This window comes from Endozoicomonas sp. SCSIO W0465 (assembly GCF_023716865.1).
Taxonomy (GTDB): Bacteria; Pseudomonadota; Gammaproteobacteria; order Pseudomonadales; family Endozoicomonadaceae; genus Endozoicomonas.
The window spans coordinates 1,553,513-1,567,211 of record NZ_CP092417.1 but is presented as its reverse complement, the minus strand read 5'-3'; the positions used below and the strand labels follow the sequence as shown (position 1 = coordinate 1,567,211).

At 51.1% G+C, this 13,699-nt stretch carries 10 protein-coding genes; 4 read left to right on the top strand and 6 right to left on the bottom strand.

Features of this window, described 5'->3' with window-relative positions:
• Positions 1 to 87: 87 nt before the first annotated feature.
• The 5 genes from MJO57_RS06605 to MJO57_RS06585 form a co-directional block, all read right to left on the bottom strand.
• Entirely contained in the window at positions 88 to 1,668 is a 1,581-nt protein-coding gene (locus MJO57_RS06605) for a peptide chain release factor 3 (protein ID WP_252023899.1), read from the bottom strand.
• Between the two features lie 190 nt (positions 1,669 to 1,858).
• Complete coding sequence (locus tag MJO57_RS06600; RefSeq protein WP_252023897.1) at positions 1,859 to 3,016, bottom strand: ABC transporter permease; 1,158 nt, start codon at positions 3,014 to 3,016, stop codon at positions 1,859 to 1,861.
• Positions 3,010 to 3,711: an ATP-binding cassette domain-containing protein gene (locus MJO57_RS06595; RefSeq protein WP_252023895.1), complete on the bottom strand. Its 702-nt coding sequence runs from the start codon at positions 3,709 to 3,711 to the stop codon at positions 3,010 to 3,012. The genes MJO57_RS06600 and MJO57_RS06595 overlap by 7 nt, the downstream gene beginning before the upstream one ends.
• A gap of 30 nt (positions 3,712 to 3,741) precedes the next feature.
• Positions 3,742 to 4,344, bottom strand: a complete 603-nt coding sequence (locus MJO57_RS06590) for a DUF2796 domain-containing protein (protein WP_252023893.1) — start codon at positions 4,342 to 4,344, stop codon at positions 3,742 to 3,744.
• A complete protein-coding gene (locus MJO57_RS06585) occupies positions 4,341 to 4,892 on the bottom strand; it encodes a RimK/LysX family protein (protein WP_252023892.1) in 552 nt (183 codons plus the stop codon). The genes MJO57_RS06590 and MJO57_RS06585 overlap by 4 nt, the downstream gene beginning before the upstream one ends.
• Positions 4,893 to 5,106: 214 nt before the next feature.
• On the opposite strand from MJO57_RS06585, the gene MJO57_RS06580 reads away from it, so the two are divergent.
• Positions 5,107 to 6,486, top strand: a complete 1,380-nt coding sequence (locus MJO57_RS06580; protein ID WP_252023890.1) for a phosphomannomutase CpsG — start codon at positions 5,107 to 5,109, stop codon at positions 6,484 to 6,486.
• Positions 6,487 to 6,552: 66 nt separating this feature from the next.
• Positions 6,553 to 7,377: a UTP--glucose-1-phosphate uridylyltransferase GalU gene (gene galU / locus MJO57_RS06575; protein WP_252023888.1), complete on the top strand. Its 825-nt coding sequence runs from the start codon at positions 6,553 to 6,555 to the stop codon at positions 7,375 to 7,377.
• A gap of 306 nt (positions 7,378 to 7,683) precedes the next feature.
• On the opposite strand, the gene MJO57_RS06570 is transcribed toward galU, so the two are convergent.
• Complete coding sequence (locus MJO57_RS06570) at positions 7,684 to 7,836, bottom strand: hypothetical protein (protein WP_252023886.1); 153 nt, start codon at positions 7,834 to 7,836, stop codon at positions 7,684 to 7,686.
• A 289-nt stretch (positions 7,837 to 8,125) separates the two neighbouring features.
• Between MJO57_RS06570 and MJO57_RS06565 the strand changes: the two genes are divergently transcribed.
• On the top strand, positions 8,126 to 10,690 hold the full coding sequence (locus MJO57_RS06565) for a lipopolysaccharide assembly protein LapB (RefSeq protein ID WP_252023884.1): 2,565 nt from the start codon (positions 8,126 to 8,128) through the stop codon (positions 10,688 to 10,690).
• A gap of 92 nt (positions 10,691 to 10,782) precedes the next feature.
• Positions 10,783 to 13,689 carry a lipopolysaccharide assembly protein LapB gene (locus tag MJO57_RS06560; protein WP_252023883.1) on the top strand — a complete coding sequence of 969 codons (2,907 nt, stop codon included), beginning with the start codon at positions 10,783 to 10,785 and terminating at the stop codon, positions 13,687 to 13,689.
• Positions 13,690 to 13,699 lie beyond the last annotated feature (10 nt).

Below are 13,699 nucleotides of genomic sequence, written 5' to 3'. Positions count from 1 at the left end.
ATTAAATTGAACTTTGGAACTAATTAAAGTTACAGGCAGTCCAAGTCAGATGGCCCGTAACTTTATCTCCAGAATAACTGGTTGTGATTAATGCTCCCGGGTAGTTCGGAAAGTAACATCCGGGTAGCGCTCTTCAGCCAGGGAAAGGTTAACCCTTGTGGGTGCCAGATAGGTCAGATAGCCACCACCATCCATGGCCAGGTTTTCAGCGCACTTACGTTTGAATTCTTCCAGTTTTTTATTGTCACTGCAGTCAATCCAGCGGGCTGTGTTGACATTCACCGGTTCATAAATGGCTTCAACCTTGTATTCATCTTTCAGGCGGCGCATAACGACATCAAACTGCAGTACACCAACAGCCCCGAGGATCAGGTCATTATTGTTTACCGGCATGAATAGCTGAGTGGCACCCTCTTCTGAGAGTTGTTGCAGCCCTTTTTGCAACTGCTTCAGCTTTAATGGGTCTTTCAGGCGGACACGACGGAACAGTTCTGGTGCAAAATGGGGAATACCCATAAATTTCAGCATTTCACCCTGGGTAAAGGTGTCACCAATCTGGATAGTTCCGTGGTTGTGCAGACCGATGATGTCACCGGAGATGGCTTCATCCACATGGGAGCGGTCACCCGCGAGGAAAGTGACCGCATCGGCAATTTTTACGTCCTTGCCAATACGAACGTGCTTCATTTTCATATTCCGGGTGTATTTGCCGGAACAGATTCTCAGAAAGGCAATACGGTCGCGGTGTTTGGGGTCCATATTGGCCTGAATTTTAAAGACGAACCCTGAGAAATTCTCTTCATTAGCGACAACCGTGCGTTCATTGGTTTCACGGGGCATGGGGGAAGGGGCCCACTGCACAAAGTCATCCAGCATTTCCCGGACACCGAAGTTGGCCAGTGCGGTACCAAAGAAGACCGGCGTCATCCGACCGGCAAGGTACGCTTCCAGATCAAACTCATGGCTGGCGCCCCTCACCAGTTCAATCTCTTCCATCAAGTCTTCATGGAGATCACCCAGCAGGCTTCTGGCTTCCTCTGATTCCAGCCCTTTGATCTGAATATCTTCCGGAACGACACTGGCCTGACCGGGCTTGAACACATGAATGGTATCGGTATAGAGGTTATAAACCCCCTTGAACTGTTTACCCATGCCGATGGGCCAGGTGATGGGTGCGCACTGAATTTTCAGAATATCTTCTATTTCATCCAGCACTTCAATCTGGTCACGGACTTCGCGATCCATTTTATTGACGAAGGTAAATATTGGCGTGTCCCGCAGGCGACAGACTTCCATCAGTTTGATGGTTCGATCTTCGACCCCCTTGGCGCCATCGATAACCATGAGGCAACTGTCAACGGCGGTCAGTGTCCGGTAGGTATCCTCTGAGAAGTCTTCGTGTCCGGGCGTATCCAGCAGATTTACCGTACGGCCATGATAGGGGAACTGCATCACCGAGGTAGTGATGGAGATACCACGCTCCTGTTCCATTTTCATCCAGTCAGAGGTGGCCATACGACCGCTTTTACGGCCTTTTACCGTACCGGCAAGCTGAATGGCACCACCGAGCAACAGGAGCTTTTCGGTAATCGTCGTTTTACCGGCATCGGGATGGGAGATGATAGCAAACGTGCGTCTGGCTTCGACTTCCCGGGTGAGTGATAACATGGTTGGAGGCATGAACAGGTTCCAAATTGTGTACGTATCTCTGTACACAGGTGCCCATAGCAAAGGAGGAGTGTGTACAAAATGATAATAATCAAAATATGCGTGAATTATCCAAATCAGAGGAATGACTGCAAGTAGGCTAAAGTTTTTCCTGCCAATCCGGATATTTTGTTGTTTGAAGAAAGTTTCCTTAATTTATTAACCATTTTATCAGGAAAAAATCAGCTGTATAAGTTGATAACATGTTGCTGAATACAAAACCCAGACAAAGAGCACTGGAAATAATTAACAGAGGCTCAAGCAGAGCCATGATGCCAATGTATTTCTGACTCATTCCCAGGGTCTGATAAAGCCTTATTTCCTGTCTTCGTTCCTGAAGGTTACTGGTTAATGCGTAAAAAAGGGTCAGCAGGCACAACCCGAGTATGACAAGCGATATGAAAATCAGGCTGACCGATGCCCTGTTAAGGTAGCCATAAAGCAGTTCCAGCTCTCTGGCCGGTATCGCGGCAGTTATTGCCAGGCCTTGTTTGCTGGCTGATTGAGTCAGTTTTTTTTCCAGGGCCAGCAGAGCCATGCGATCCCTCAGCTTGATATCGATAAAAGCGATATCATCAGGGCTTGACCAACTGGTTGTATTGCCTTCTGCATGTTGTTTTCTGGCGGTTATCAAACCGTCAATCGGGATATAAATACGATCGTCCTGATGACTGTTCTGGCGGGGTAAAATACCGGCGATGGTAAATAATTCTTTGTACTCTTGTTCTGATCCTGGTTCGCTACCATCTGCAATGGTTATCTGATCATTGATTTTATAACCAAGGTCGTTGGCTATGTTTACGCCAATGTAAGCCGTCATGAAATGATTCGTTGACGGTAATGTTTCAGGGCTGATCTGCTTTTGATGTTTTCTTTCCGGGTTTCCTGAACTGCTTGCTACCTGTCGATTCAGTCGTTCAATCCCTTCGGTGCTGGTACCTATGACGGTGATCCCCCGATGAGTCTCGCCATAGGCATAAGGAATGGCGTATTCAATCTCCGGGTGACTGATCAACTCACCCAGCAGACTCAGGCTCATTTTTGCTGGTGGTGAACCCACATGGAATAGAGAGAACAGAACCAATGGCATGGCCGGTGTTTCTTTGCTGATGATCAGGTCACTTTGCAATGAATAGCGATCAATAGTGTCGATAAGTTGTTGCTTGATACCTTGAAAGAGAAATACAAGACAAAAGCCAAAGGCCAGAACCAGCAGCATGGTTAGCGTATTTTTCTTTCGATAACTCATGCTCTTCATGGCATGCTGAACGGTCAGCAATGTATGACTGAGCCAGTTGATGTTTACCATAGCCTCGCTACCTGTTGTGAGTGGTTGATTGCTGACATATCAAGACAGCGGTCAAATCCCGGGTATGGGGTATGGTCAATACAGATCAATGTTTGTTCATGCTCTCTGGTCGTTTTCAGCAGCATGTCATACAAGGTTTGGCGAGTCGGCGGATCCAGTGCTGATGCGGCTTCATCAGCCAGAATCAGCGGGGGCGAGCCGATCAGTGCCCGGGCAATAGCTACCCGTTGTTGCTGGCCAATGCTCAGCATACCGGTATTTTGGCGCAGTAGCTCAGGGTTCTCCATGTTCAGTGCAGCCATCAGCCGGTAAGCCTCATAGTTCGCCGTGGTTTTCCGGTCTTCCAGTCGTTGCTGGCGCCCTTTAGATAAACGACAGGGGAGTAAAATATTTTCCAACGGGTTCAGATAAGGAATCAATGTTGGTTGCTGGAAAATGTAGCCAACCTGTCCGGCCCGAAATGTTTCCCGTTCGGACCCGGAGAGTCTGCCAATTGGCTGACCAAAGATTTCAATGTGGCCGCTGTCCGGTGTGAGCAGTCCTGTCAGCAGTTGCAATAAAGAAGTCTTGCCAGAGCCATTTAACCCGGTAATCTGAATACGTTCGCCTTTATCGACAGTCAACAGTGGGATGGACAGGCAGTTTTTCCCTCCTCTGGTCAATTCAAGATTTTCTACGGTCACTGCCTGGCTCATGCGGGGCCCTCTTTCAATGCACAGCGTTCTTTATTCGGTAAAAAAGTCCACAAAGAAGTCAGTCATGTCCTGTTGTTTCTTGAGCTGAACCTTCTGGTGATCCTGGTTCAGTCGCTGTTTACTTTGCCAGTTGTCACTGATCAGCCAAACGCTGGTGTGCTTTAAGTCAGGCATTGCCTCAAACCCCAGGAATGTGAAGTGAGACAGGTTTTCCGGGTGTTGGCATTCATATTCGAGATAGCCGCTGATTTCTCTGGGGTTGGCGGGTGCAGAAAGTGAGTCAGACTTGAGCAGCAGTACGTCTGTCGGTTCAACGAAAAACTGCTGTTGCGACTGCCGACACTGTGCATCTTCCGGAAGTGTCACCAGAGGGGTGAATGCTTTCAGGTACCGGGCCAGAGAACCAAGCGGTCGCTGGGTGATCACGGTTGCAGCTTCCGGGGAGATGGAGAGGAACAGGCTAAGGGTATCCTTTCGCAGGTTAACATCGAGAAAAATGGCTGCGGGTTCATAGGCCCGGTGGACATGATTCCCAATGGCGTGGTCCTTTGCATGGCTTGCCGTTATCGCGATAGTCGTGACCAGTATGAGGCAGAAAGTAATGCCGACAATGACTTTGTGGCCAGGGTTCATGGGCAGCTTTCCTGCAGGTATCGCTTACCTGAATCAATGAGTGCCGTATCTTTGAGAAAGTTGCGACCAATTAATAACTGTTGAGGAAAATTGCTGCGACTGATTAAGGACGTCTCTACAGTGCGCATAATCTGCCCCACTTTTATGGTGTTTCGGACCACTGCTCGCTCACTGGGAGCACCTTTATGGGTGATAATTCTGGCGACCCGGCTTACCGGCTGATGCATGGGTGTTTTCTGGCTGCTTTGCCGATGGACAAAATCATAGTAAACCCAGCGAGTGCCATTTCTTTTGATGTGCATGCGGATGTTACGGGCATCCAGAGCGGTGGTGGTAGCACCGCTATCAACCAGTGATTGAACCGGGTGTTGATCAATATTGACCAGTCTGGCGTTTTCCAGATAGCCAAACACCGGAAGGCCATCCACGGTGCAGAGTTGGTTGGCCTCTGAGGCAAACAGCGGCAAACCTGAAAAGAAGACCAACATTGCCAGCCGTAACCGCCAACCCGATGGCGGAGTGGAAAGGTATCTGATTGCCCTGTTCATGTTCCGGATAACCGCTTTACTCCGCTCAGCATTTATCTGAAAACTATCGGCTATTGATGAGCTGATTTGATAGGTGGCTGTCTCTGAAGCCACCTGAAATATTGAAGCAGAGCTTTGCCATGCCAATTGCAGTCATTTTCTTCCCGACACGGTTTGTCTATTTGGTGGGATTCGTAGTTAAATACAGACTTTTAATTTCTTCTGCGACTGAGAAATGACCAAGCTCCCCTGCTTCAAGGCATACGACATCCGTGGCCGCCTGCCGGATGAACTCAATGACGATATTGCCTATCGCATAGGCAGAGCCTATGGCGAGTACCTTAAGCCGAAGGATGTGGTTGTCGGTGGTGATACCCGCCTGACCAGTGAGGCTCTTAAACACGCGTTGTCTGAAGGCCTGCGCGATGCAGGAGTCAATGTCCTGGATATTGGCCTGTCCGGTACGGAAGAGATCTACTTTGCCACATTCCATCTGGGGATTGATGGTGGTGTTCAGGTAACGGCCAGTCACAACCCGATTGACTACAACGGCATGAAACTGGTGCAAGCCGGTGCACAACCCATCAGTGGTGATAATGGCTTGAGGGAGATTCAGCAGCTGGCAGAAGAGAACCGGTTTGCAGAGCCTGTGGCCAAGCGGGGTGGCTATCAGAAAATCTCGGTTCTGAATGATTATGTCAGCCACATTCTGGGCTATATCCAGAGTGAACGTCTCAAGCCAATGAAGCTGGTGGTCAATGCCGGTAATGGTGCCGCAGGTCATGTGGTGGATGCTATCGAGCAACGATTCCTGGCTGCTGGTGTGCCGGTCGAGTTTATCAAAGTTCTCCATGAGCCAGATGGCAACTTTCCCCGGGGTATCCCCAATCCATTACTGCCTGAATGCCGTCAAACGACGGCGGATGCCGTTCTGAAACACCAGGCCGATATGGGTATCGCCTGGGATGGCGACTTTGATCGCTGCTTTCTGTTTGATGAGCAGGGACAGTTTATCGAAGGGTATTATATCGTCGGGCTATTGGCTGAAGCATTCCTTGCCCACGACCCGCAAACGATGACCGGGACAAAAATTATCCATGACCCCAGGCTGACATGGAATACCATCGACCAGGTAACCGCAGCAGGCGGTGAGCCAGTGTTGTGCAAAACCGGTCATGCCTATATCAAGCAGCGGATGCGCCAGGAAGATGCCATTTATGGCGGCGAGATGTCTGCGCACCATTATTTCCGTGACTTTGCCTATTGTGACTCTGGTATGATTCCCTGGTTACTGGTGGCCGAGTTGATGTCCAAAAAAGGGCAGCCTCTGTCTGCACTGGTCAGAGAGCGCATCGCCATGTTCCCATCTTCCGGTGAAATTAACAGCACATTGTCAAACCCTCAGGCCGCCATAGATCGGGTACTGGCTTACTATCAGCAAGACGCTCTGGATGTCGATAACACCGATGGCATCTCTCTGGACATGGAGCAATGGCGCTTTAATCTGCGACTTTCCAACACAGAACCAGTGATTCGTCTCAATGTAGAAAGTCGTGGGGATGCATTGTTGATGCAAGAAAAAACTGCCGATTTGCTGAAGCTGATTCGCGACTGAACTTTTCAATTGACAGCCTCTTCAAGGCCGTCTCTTCAGTTGAGTGGGATAAATAAAGAGCCTTCAATGATTAAAAAATGCCTTTTTCCAGCAGCAGGCTATGGAACCCGGTTCCTGCCAGCCACCAAATCCATGCCCAAAGAGATGATGCCGATCGTCAGCAAACCGCTGATTGAGTATGGCGTTGAAGAGGCACTTCAGGCCGGGATGTCGGATATTTGCATTGTCACCGGCCGGGGCAAGCGCTCGCTGGAAGATCACTTTGATGTGAACTACGAGCTGGAACATCAGATTTCCGGTACGGATAAAGAGAGTCTGCTCTCTGATATCCGCAGTGTGATCGACCAGTGCTCCTTCTCATACACCCGTCAGCATGAGATGAAAGGGCTGGGTCATGCCGTGCTGACCGGTCAGACACTGATCGGTGACCAGCCATTTGGCATGGTGCTGGCAGATGATCTTTGTATCAATCTGGGCGGTCCCGGTGTTCTGGCCCAGATGGCACAACTCTATAAGCAGTTCCGTTGCAGTATCGTTGCGGTTCAGGAAGTACCGGAAGATGAAGTGCATAAATACGGAGTGATTGCTGGCCAGTACATCTCAGAAGACCTGATCCGGGTTGAAAATATGGTCGAAAAACCAGCCAAAGCGGATGCACCGAGTAATCTCGCCATCATTGGCCGTTATATTCTGACACCGGATATCTTTGACCTGATTCATGATACCCAGCCAGGTAAAGGGGGTGAGATTCAGATTACCGATGCCCTGATGGCCCAGGCGCAGCGTGGCTGTGTAATGGCTTACAGGTTCAAGGGTGAGCGTTTTGATTGTGGCAGTATTGAAGGTTTTATTGAGGCGACCAATTACTGTTACGACCATCTGTATCGCTAAAAAATGTCGGTATTGAAAAAATACCGGCCGTTGCCACCTGAGCCTGCCGGACTTAAGCGTCCGTAGCGAGGATTGCGAAAAATTAAGGATAAAAATTTCTGCTTCTGAGCTGATTTCTTTGATTGATCACCTGTTTTTCCAATATTGTTAATCCGTTGTGAATTCACGATAAACACAATATGACAGCAGTTCCATTATCTGATTGATGACGGAACCAAGCTCGCTAAGAATTGTCTTTCCATCCATGAACACCACTGATCACTCTACTATCTGCAAAAACTCACCCGGGCCAATCGGTAGCCCATCTCAACTTGACGGAAGAGGAACCGTGAGAGGAGCAGGAAGAGAAAGCGTTGGCAGGGCTGCTACCGTGTCAGGCTGGCAGGGAACGACAGTAAGGCCGGTAACCTCTTCAGTTGCCTCTTCAGTCGCCTCTTCAGTCGCCTCTTCAGTCGCCAATGGGTTAAGACAAAATATTGCTCGGTGCTCTCATCAATCTGCCTTAACAAGAGCGGTAAAAAAGACAGGAAATACAGAAGCGCTTCTTTCTCAGGGGTTCAACTTACTCAGAAAAAAACAGTGGCCCCAAGCGGTTAACGTATTCCATGCCATCAAACCGGAGACTAAAAAACAGAATGAAAGCAAAGTCAATGGTCTAGCCCGGGCACTTTATCCGCAGCCCGGAAAGGCTGCAGAAGCACTGGATTTATTAAATCAATTATCAGCTCCTGTCCAGACCGATGTCTTAATGACAAAGTCCAGGATTCTGGAAACACTGAAACGTTATCAAGCGGCAGAAGATCTGTTAAAGCAGATCGTTAAGAAGAAAGCAGGCGATCCGGAAAAAGGCAGGGCTTGCAAGTACCATGATGCCAATATCATGCTGGCCCGTTGCTGGCAGAGGATGGGTAAGCTTGATAAAGCCGAACGCCTGATGATCGCTATATTCAGACAGGAATCGGTTAAGGCGGATGATCTGGAAACAGGCAGGGCCTGCAAGCATCATGATACGAATCTGGGGTTGGTCCGACTCTGGCAGATGATGGGTAAGCTTGATCAAGCGGAACGCCTGCTGATCACCACCTTCAGGCAGGAATCGTTGACGGCAGGCGATCTGGAAGCAGGCAGGGCCTGCAAGCACCACGATACCAATCTGGGGCTGGCCCGTCTCTGGCAGATGATGGGTAAGCTCGATCAAGCCGAACGCCTGCTGATTGCCACCTTCAGGCAGGAATCGACGACGGCAGGCGACCTGGAAGCAGGCAGGGCCTGCAAGCACCATGAAACGAATCTGGGGCTGATCCGTCACTGGCAGATGATGGGTAAATTCGATAAAGCCGAACGCTTGCTGATCGCCACCTTCAGGCAGGAATCGGCAAACCCGTGGGACCTGGAAGCAGGCAGGGCCTGCAAGCACCACGATACGAATCTGGGGCTGGCCCACCTCTGGCTGATGATGGGCAAGCACAATAAAACCGAAGATCTTCTGATTGCCATGTTCCGGCAGGAATCGGCGAAGCCGGGTGACCTGGAAGAAGGCCGGGGCTGCAAGTACCATGATACGAATCTCACGCTGGCCCGTTGCTGGGAGATGATGAGTAAATTCGATAAAGCCGAACGCTTGCTGATCGCCATATTCAGGCAGGAATCGGCGAAGGTGGATGATCTGGAAGAAGGCCATGCCTGCAATCACCATGAGACGAATCTCACGCTAGCCCGTCACTGGCAGATAACGGGTAAGCTCGATAAGGCCGAATCCCTGCTGATTGCCACCTTCAGACAGGAATCGGCGAAGCCGGGTGACCTGGAAGAAGGCCGGACCTGCAAGCACCATGATACGAATCTCGCGCTGGCCCGTTGCTGGGAGGTGCTGAGTAAGTTCGACCAGGCCGAACGCTTGCTGATCGCCATGTTCAGGCAGGAATCAGCGGCGGCTGGCGACCTGGAAGCCGACAAAGCCTGCAAGAATCATGAAACGAATCTGGGGCTGGCCCGTCACTGGCAGACGGTGGGTAAGCTTGATAAAGCCGAACGTCTGCTGATTGCCATGTTCAGGCAGGAATCCGTAGATGCGGGCGACCTGGAAGCTGGCATAGCCTGCAAGCATCATGAAACGAATCTTACGCTGGCCCGTCATTGGCAGATCATGGGTAAGCTCGATAAGTCCAAAAGCCTACTGATCGCCACGTTCAGGCAGGAGTCGGCACAAGCAGGCGACCTGGAAGCAGGCAAGGCCTGCCAGCACCATGAGACGAATCTGGGGCTCGCTCGTCTTTGGGAGATGATGGGCAAGTACGATCAAGCCGAACGCCTGCTGATCGCCACGTTCCGGCAGGAATCGACGAAGGCGGGCGACCCGGAAGCAGGCAGGGTCTGCAAAAACCATGAAACGAATCTTACCTTGGCCCGTCTCTGGCAGGTGATGAGTAAGCTTGATCACGCCGAACGCCTGCTGATCGCCACGTTCCGGCAGGAATCGGCGAAGCCGGGGGACCTGGAAGCAGGCAGGGCCTGCAAGCACCATGAAACGAATCTTGTGCTGGCCCGTCACTGGCAGATCATGGGTAAGCATGATAACGCAGAATGCTTGCTGAGCGCCCTGTTCAGGCAGGAATCGTCACAGCCTGATGACCTGGAAGCAGGCAGAGCCTGCAAGAACCATGAGACGAATCTTACGCTGGCCCTTCATTGGGTAATAATGGGTAAACTCGATAAAGCCGAGCAACTGTTGATCAGTACGTTCAGACTGGAATCGACAGAAGCAGGCCGGGTCTGCAAAAACCATGAAACGAATCTTACCCTGGTTCGTCTCTGGCAGTTGATGGGTAAGCTCGATAAAGCCCAAAGTCTGCTCGAACAATGCCTTTCCGATAATACCCTGGTCGATGTGCAAAAAGACCGTTACCGACTGACATTATGCATTCTGTATTCCGGAAGCCATGAATTTGATACGTATATTGGTGCTATCACTGACAGTTTCGATAAGGCACTTGCCCAGTCAATCCATCGATTCATGATGTATTGCCAACGTGTCGGTGAAAACGGTTCGGAAGAGTCGATACTCCTGGATCAAGCCTTCAATTATGTGGAGGAGGCGATTCAACTCTCTTCCTCCAGTGACAAGCGGGCACAATCGTTGTCACAAAAAGCGCACATCATGCGAATGCAGAAAAAGGCTGAAAGCGAATGGCAATCGCTTTTTCAGCAGGCATCCTGTTTAGACCCTGCAAGAATATTAAGAGAGAAAACTGAGCCCTGGAGGAAAGCAGAACAGAGAGCGCTGGAAACGTTAAACATCCTGAGTTCCGCATAACGTTTGAAGTTTGAAGTTTGAAGTTTGAAGTTTGAAGTTTGAAGTTTGATTGAAGATGGAACCAAACTCGCTAAGGATTGTCATGTCAAGACATGAACACAACTGCCTACTCTACCATCGGTAAAGTCTCCTGCAGGCCAATCAATAGCTCACCTCCCAATGGCGGAAGGATTGGCGCCAGCTGGGCTGCGGTTGCGTCAGGCGCTCCGGGAGCGACAATGAAGCCGGTAACCTCTGCTGGCACCCCGGGGTTAAGACAAAATCCGGCCCGGGGTTCTTTTCAATCTGCCGTAACAAGAACGGTAAAAACGGCAGGAAATACAGAGGCGCTGCTTTCTCAGGGGTTTGAATTACTCAGGAAAAGGCAATGGGACTCAGCGGTTAAGGTATTTCAGGCGATCAAACCGGAGACTCGGAAACAGCATGAAAACAAAGTCAATGGCCTTGCCCGGGCACTTTATCCCCAGCCCGGAAAGGCTAAAGCTGCACTGGATTTGTTAAATCAATTACCTGTTCCTGTGCAGACCGCTACCCTGATGACAAAGTCCAGGGTTCTGCAAGCCCTGCACCGTCATGAAGAGGCCGGAGATCTGCTAAAGGAGATTGTTAAGAAGGAAGCAGGTGACCCGGAAGAAGTCAGGGCCTGCAAGCGGCCTGAGGTGAATCTCATGCTGGCACGTCACTGGGAGATAATGGGTCAGCTCGATAAAGCCGAACGCCTGCTGATCGGTACGTTCCGGCAGGAATCGACGAAGCCGGGTGATCTGGAAGCAGGCAGGGCCTGCAAGAATCATGGTACGAATCTCACCCTGGCCCGTTTCTGGCAGATGACGGGTAAGCTCGATCAAGCCGAGCGCCTGCTGATTGCTACGTTCAGGCAGGAATCGGCCAAGGCGGGCGACCTGGAAGCAGGCAGGGCCTGCAAGAACCATGATACGAATCTAACGCTGGCCCTTCTCTGGCAGGTGATGGGTAAACTCGATCAAGCCGAACATCTGCTGATCGAAACGTTCAGGCAAGAATCGACGACGGCGGGTGATCTGGAAGCAGGCAGGGTCTGCAAGAACCATGAAACGAATCTTACGCTGGCCCGTCTCTGGCAGATGACGGGTAAACTGGAACAAGCCGAACGCCTGCTGATCACTACGTTCAGGCAGGAGTCGGTTAAAGCGGGTGACCTGGAAGCAGGCAGGGCCTGCAAGTACCGCGATACGAACCTGGGGCTGGCCCGTTGCTGGGAGATGATGGATAAACTCGATCAAGCCGAACGTCTGCTGATCGCCACGTTCAGGCAGGAATCGACGCTGGCGGACGACCTGGAAGCAGGCAGGGTCTGCAAGCATCATGAAACGAATCTGGGGCTGGCCCGTCTTTGGCAAATGATGGGCAAATCCGATAAAGCAGAATGCTTGATGATCGCCATATTCAGGCAGCAATCTTTTAAAGCGGATGACCTGGAAGCAGGCAGGGCCTGCAAGCACCATGAAACGAATCTGGGACTGGCCCTTCTCTGGCAGATGATGGGTAAGCTCGATAAAGCCGAACGCCTGCTGATTGCCACCTTCAGGCAGGAATCGTCGACGGCGGGCGACCTGGAAGCAGGCAGGGCCTGCAAGTACCATGAAACGAATCTGGGGCTGGCCCTTCTCTGGCAGATGATGGGCAAACCCGATAAAGCCGAGCGCCTGCTGATCGCCCTGTTCAGGCAGGAATCGGCAAAGACGGGCGACCCGGAAGCAGGCGGAGCTTGCAAGAACCATGAAACGAATCTTACGCTGGCCCGTCACTGGCAGATAATGGGTAAGCTCGATAGAGCCGAACACTTGCTGATCGCCACCTTCAGGCAGGAATCGGTCAAGGCGATTGACCTGGAAGAAGGCAGAGCCTGCAAGAACCACGAGACAAATCTGGGGCTGGCCCGTCACTGGCAGATGATGGGTAAGCACGATAGGGCCGAACGCCTGCTGATCGCCACTTTCAGGCAGCAATCGTTTAAGGCAGGAGATCTGGAAGAAGGCAGGGCCTGCAAGAACCATGAGACGAATCTGGGACTGGCCCGTCTCTGGCAGATGATGGTTAAGTTTGATCAAGCCGAGCGCTTGCTGATCGCCACCTTCAGACAGGAATCGTCGACGGCAGGCGACCTGGAAGCAGGCAAGGCCTGCAAGCACCATGAAACGAATCTGGGGCTGGTCCGTCACTGGCAGATGATGGGTAAGTTCGATAAAGCCGAACGCTTGCTGATCGCCACCTTCAGGCAGGAATCGGCAAACCCGGGGGACCTGGAAGCGGGCAGGGTCTGCAAGCACCATGAAACGAATCTGGGGCTGGCCCGCCTCTGGCAGGTGATGGGTAAGCTTGATCAAGCCGAACGCCTGCTGATCGCCACCTTCAGGCAGGAATCAGCACAGGCAGGAGACCCGGAAGGTGGCAGGGCCTGCAAGCATCATGAGACGAACCTCACGCTGGCCCGTCTGTGGCAGATGATGGGTAAGGTTGATAGCGCCCAACGTCTGCTCCAGCATTGCCTGACCGATAATACGTTGGTCAATGTTCAAAAAGACCGTTACCGGCTGGCATTAAGCATTCTGCATTCCGGCAGCAATGAATTTGATAGATATATCGGAGACATCACCAACTGTGCCGATAAGGCACTGGCCCAGTCAATCCATCGATTCAGGATTTATTGTGAACGTGTTGCTGACAACGATTTGGCAGAGCCTGAATTCCTGGATCAAGCTTTCAATTACGTGGAGGAGGCTATGCAGCTTTCTTCCTGCAGTGAAAAGCGGGCACAATTGCTGTCGCAAAAAGCGCACATCATGAGAATGCAGAAAAAGGCTGAAAGCGAATGGCAATCGCTTTTTCAGCAGGCATCCTGTTTAGACCATTCAAGAGTTTTAAAAGAAAAAACAGAACCCTGGCGGAAAACAGAGCAGCGGGCGCTGGAAAAGTTAAACATCCATCATCTGGTTGATTGTGGAACCAAACTCGCTTAAGGGTTGTCAT

Excerpts from the sequence above, each read along its gene's own strand:
- MJO57_RS06585 (WP_252023892.1), bottom strand. The coding sequence starts at position 4,892 with ATGAACAGGGCAATCAGATACCTTTCCACTCCGCCATCGGGTTGGCGG.
- MJO57_RS06605 (WP_252023899.1), bottom strand. The coding sequence starts at position 1,668 with ATGTTATCACTCACCCGGGAAGTCGAAGCCAGACGCACGTTTGCTATC.
- MJO57_RS06590 (WP_252023893.1), bottom strand. The coding sequence starts at position 4,344 with ATGAACCCTGGCCACAAAGTCATTGTCGGCATTACTTTCTGCCTCATA.
- MJO57_RS06565 (WP_252023884.1), top strand. The coding sequence starts at position 8,126 with ATGACAAAGTCCAGGATTCTGGAAACACTGAAACGTTATCAAGCGGCA.
- MJO57_RS06580 (WP_252023890.1), top strand. The coding sequence starts at position 5,107 with ATGACCAAGCTCCCCTGCTTCAAGGCATACGACATCCGTGGCCGCCTG.
- MJO57_RS06595 (WP_252023895.1), bottom strand. The coding sequence starts at position 3,711 with ATGAGCCAGGCAGTGACCGTAGAAAATCTTGAATTGACCAGAGGAGGG.
- MJO57_RS06560 (WP_252023883.1), top strand. The coding sequence starts at position 10,783 with ATGAACACAACTGCCTACTCTACCATCGGTAAAGTCTCCTGCAGGCCA.
- MJO57_RS06600 (WP_252023897.1), bottom strand. The coding sequence starts at position 3,016 with ATGGTAAACATCAACTGGCTCAGTCATACATTGCTGACCGTTCAGCAT.
- galU (WP_252023888.1), top strand. The coding sequence starts at position 6,553 with ATGATTAAAAAATGCCTTTTTCCAGCAGCAGGCTATGGAACCCGGTTC.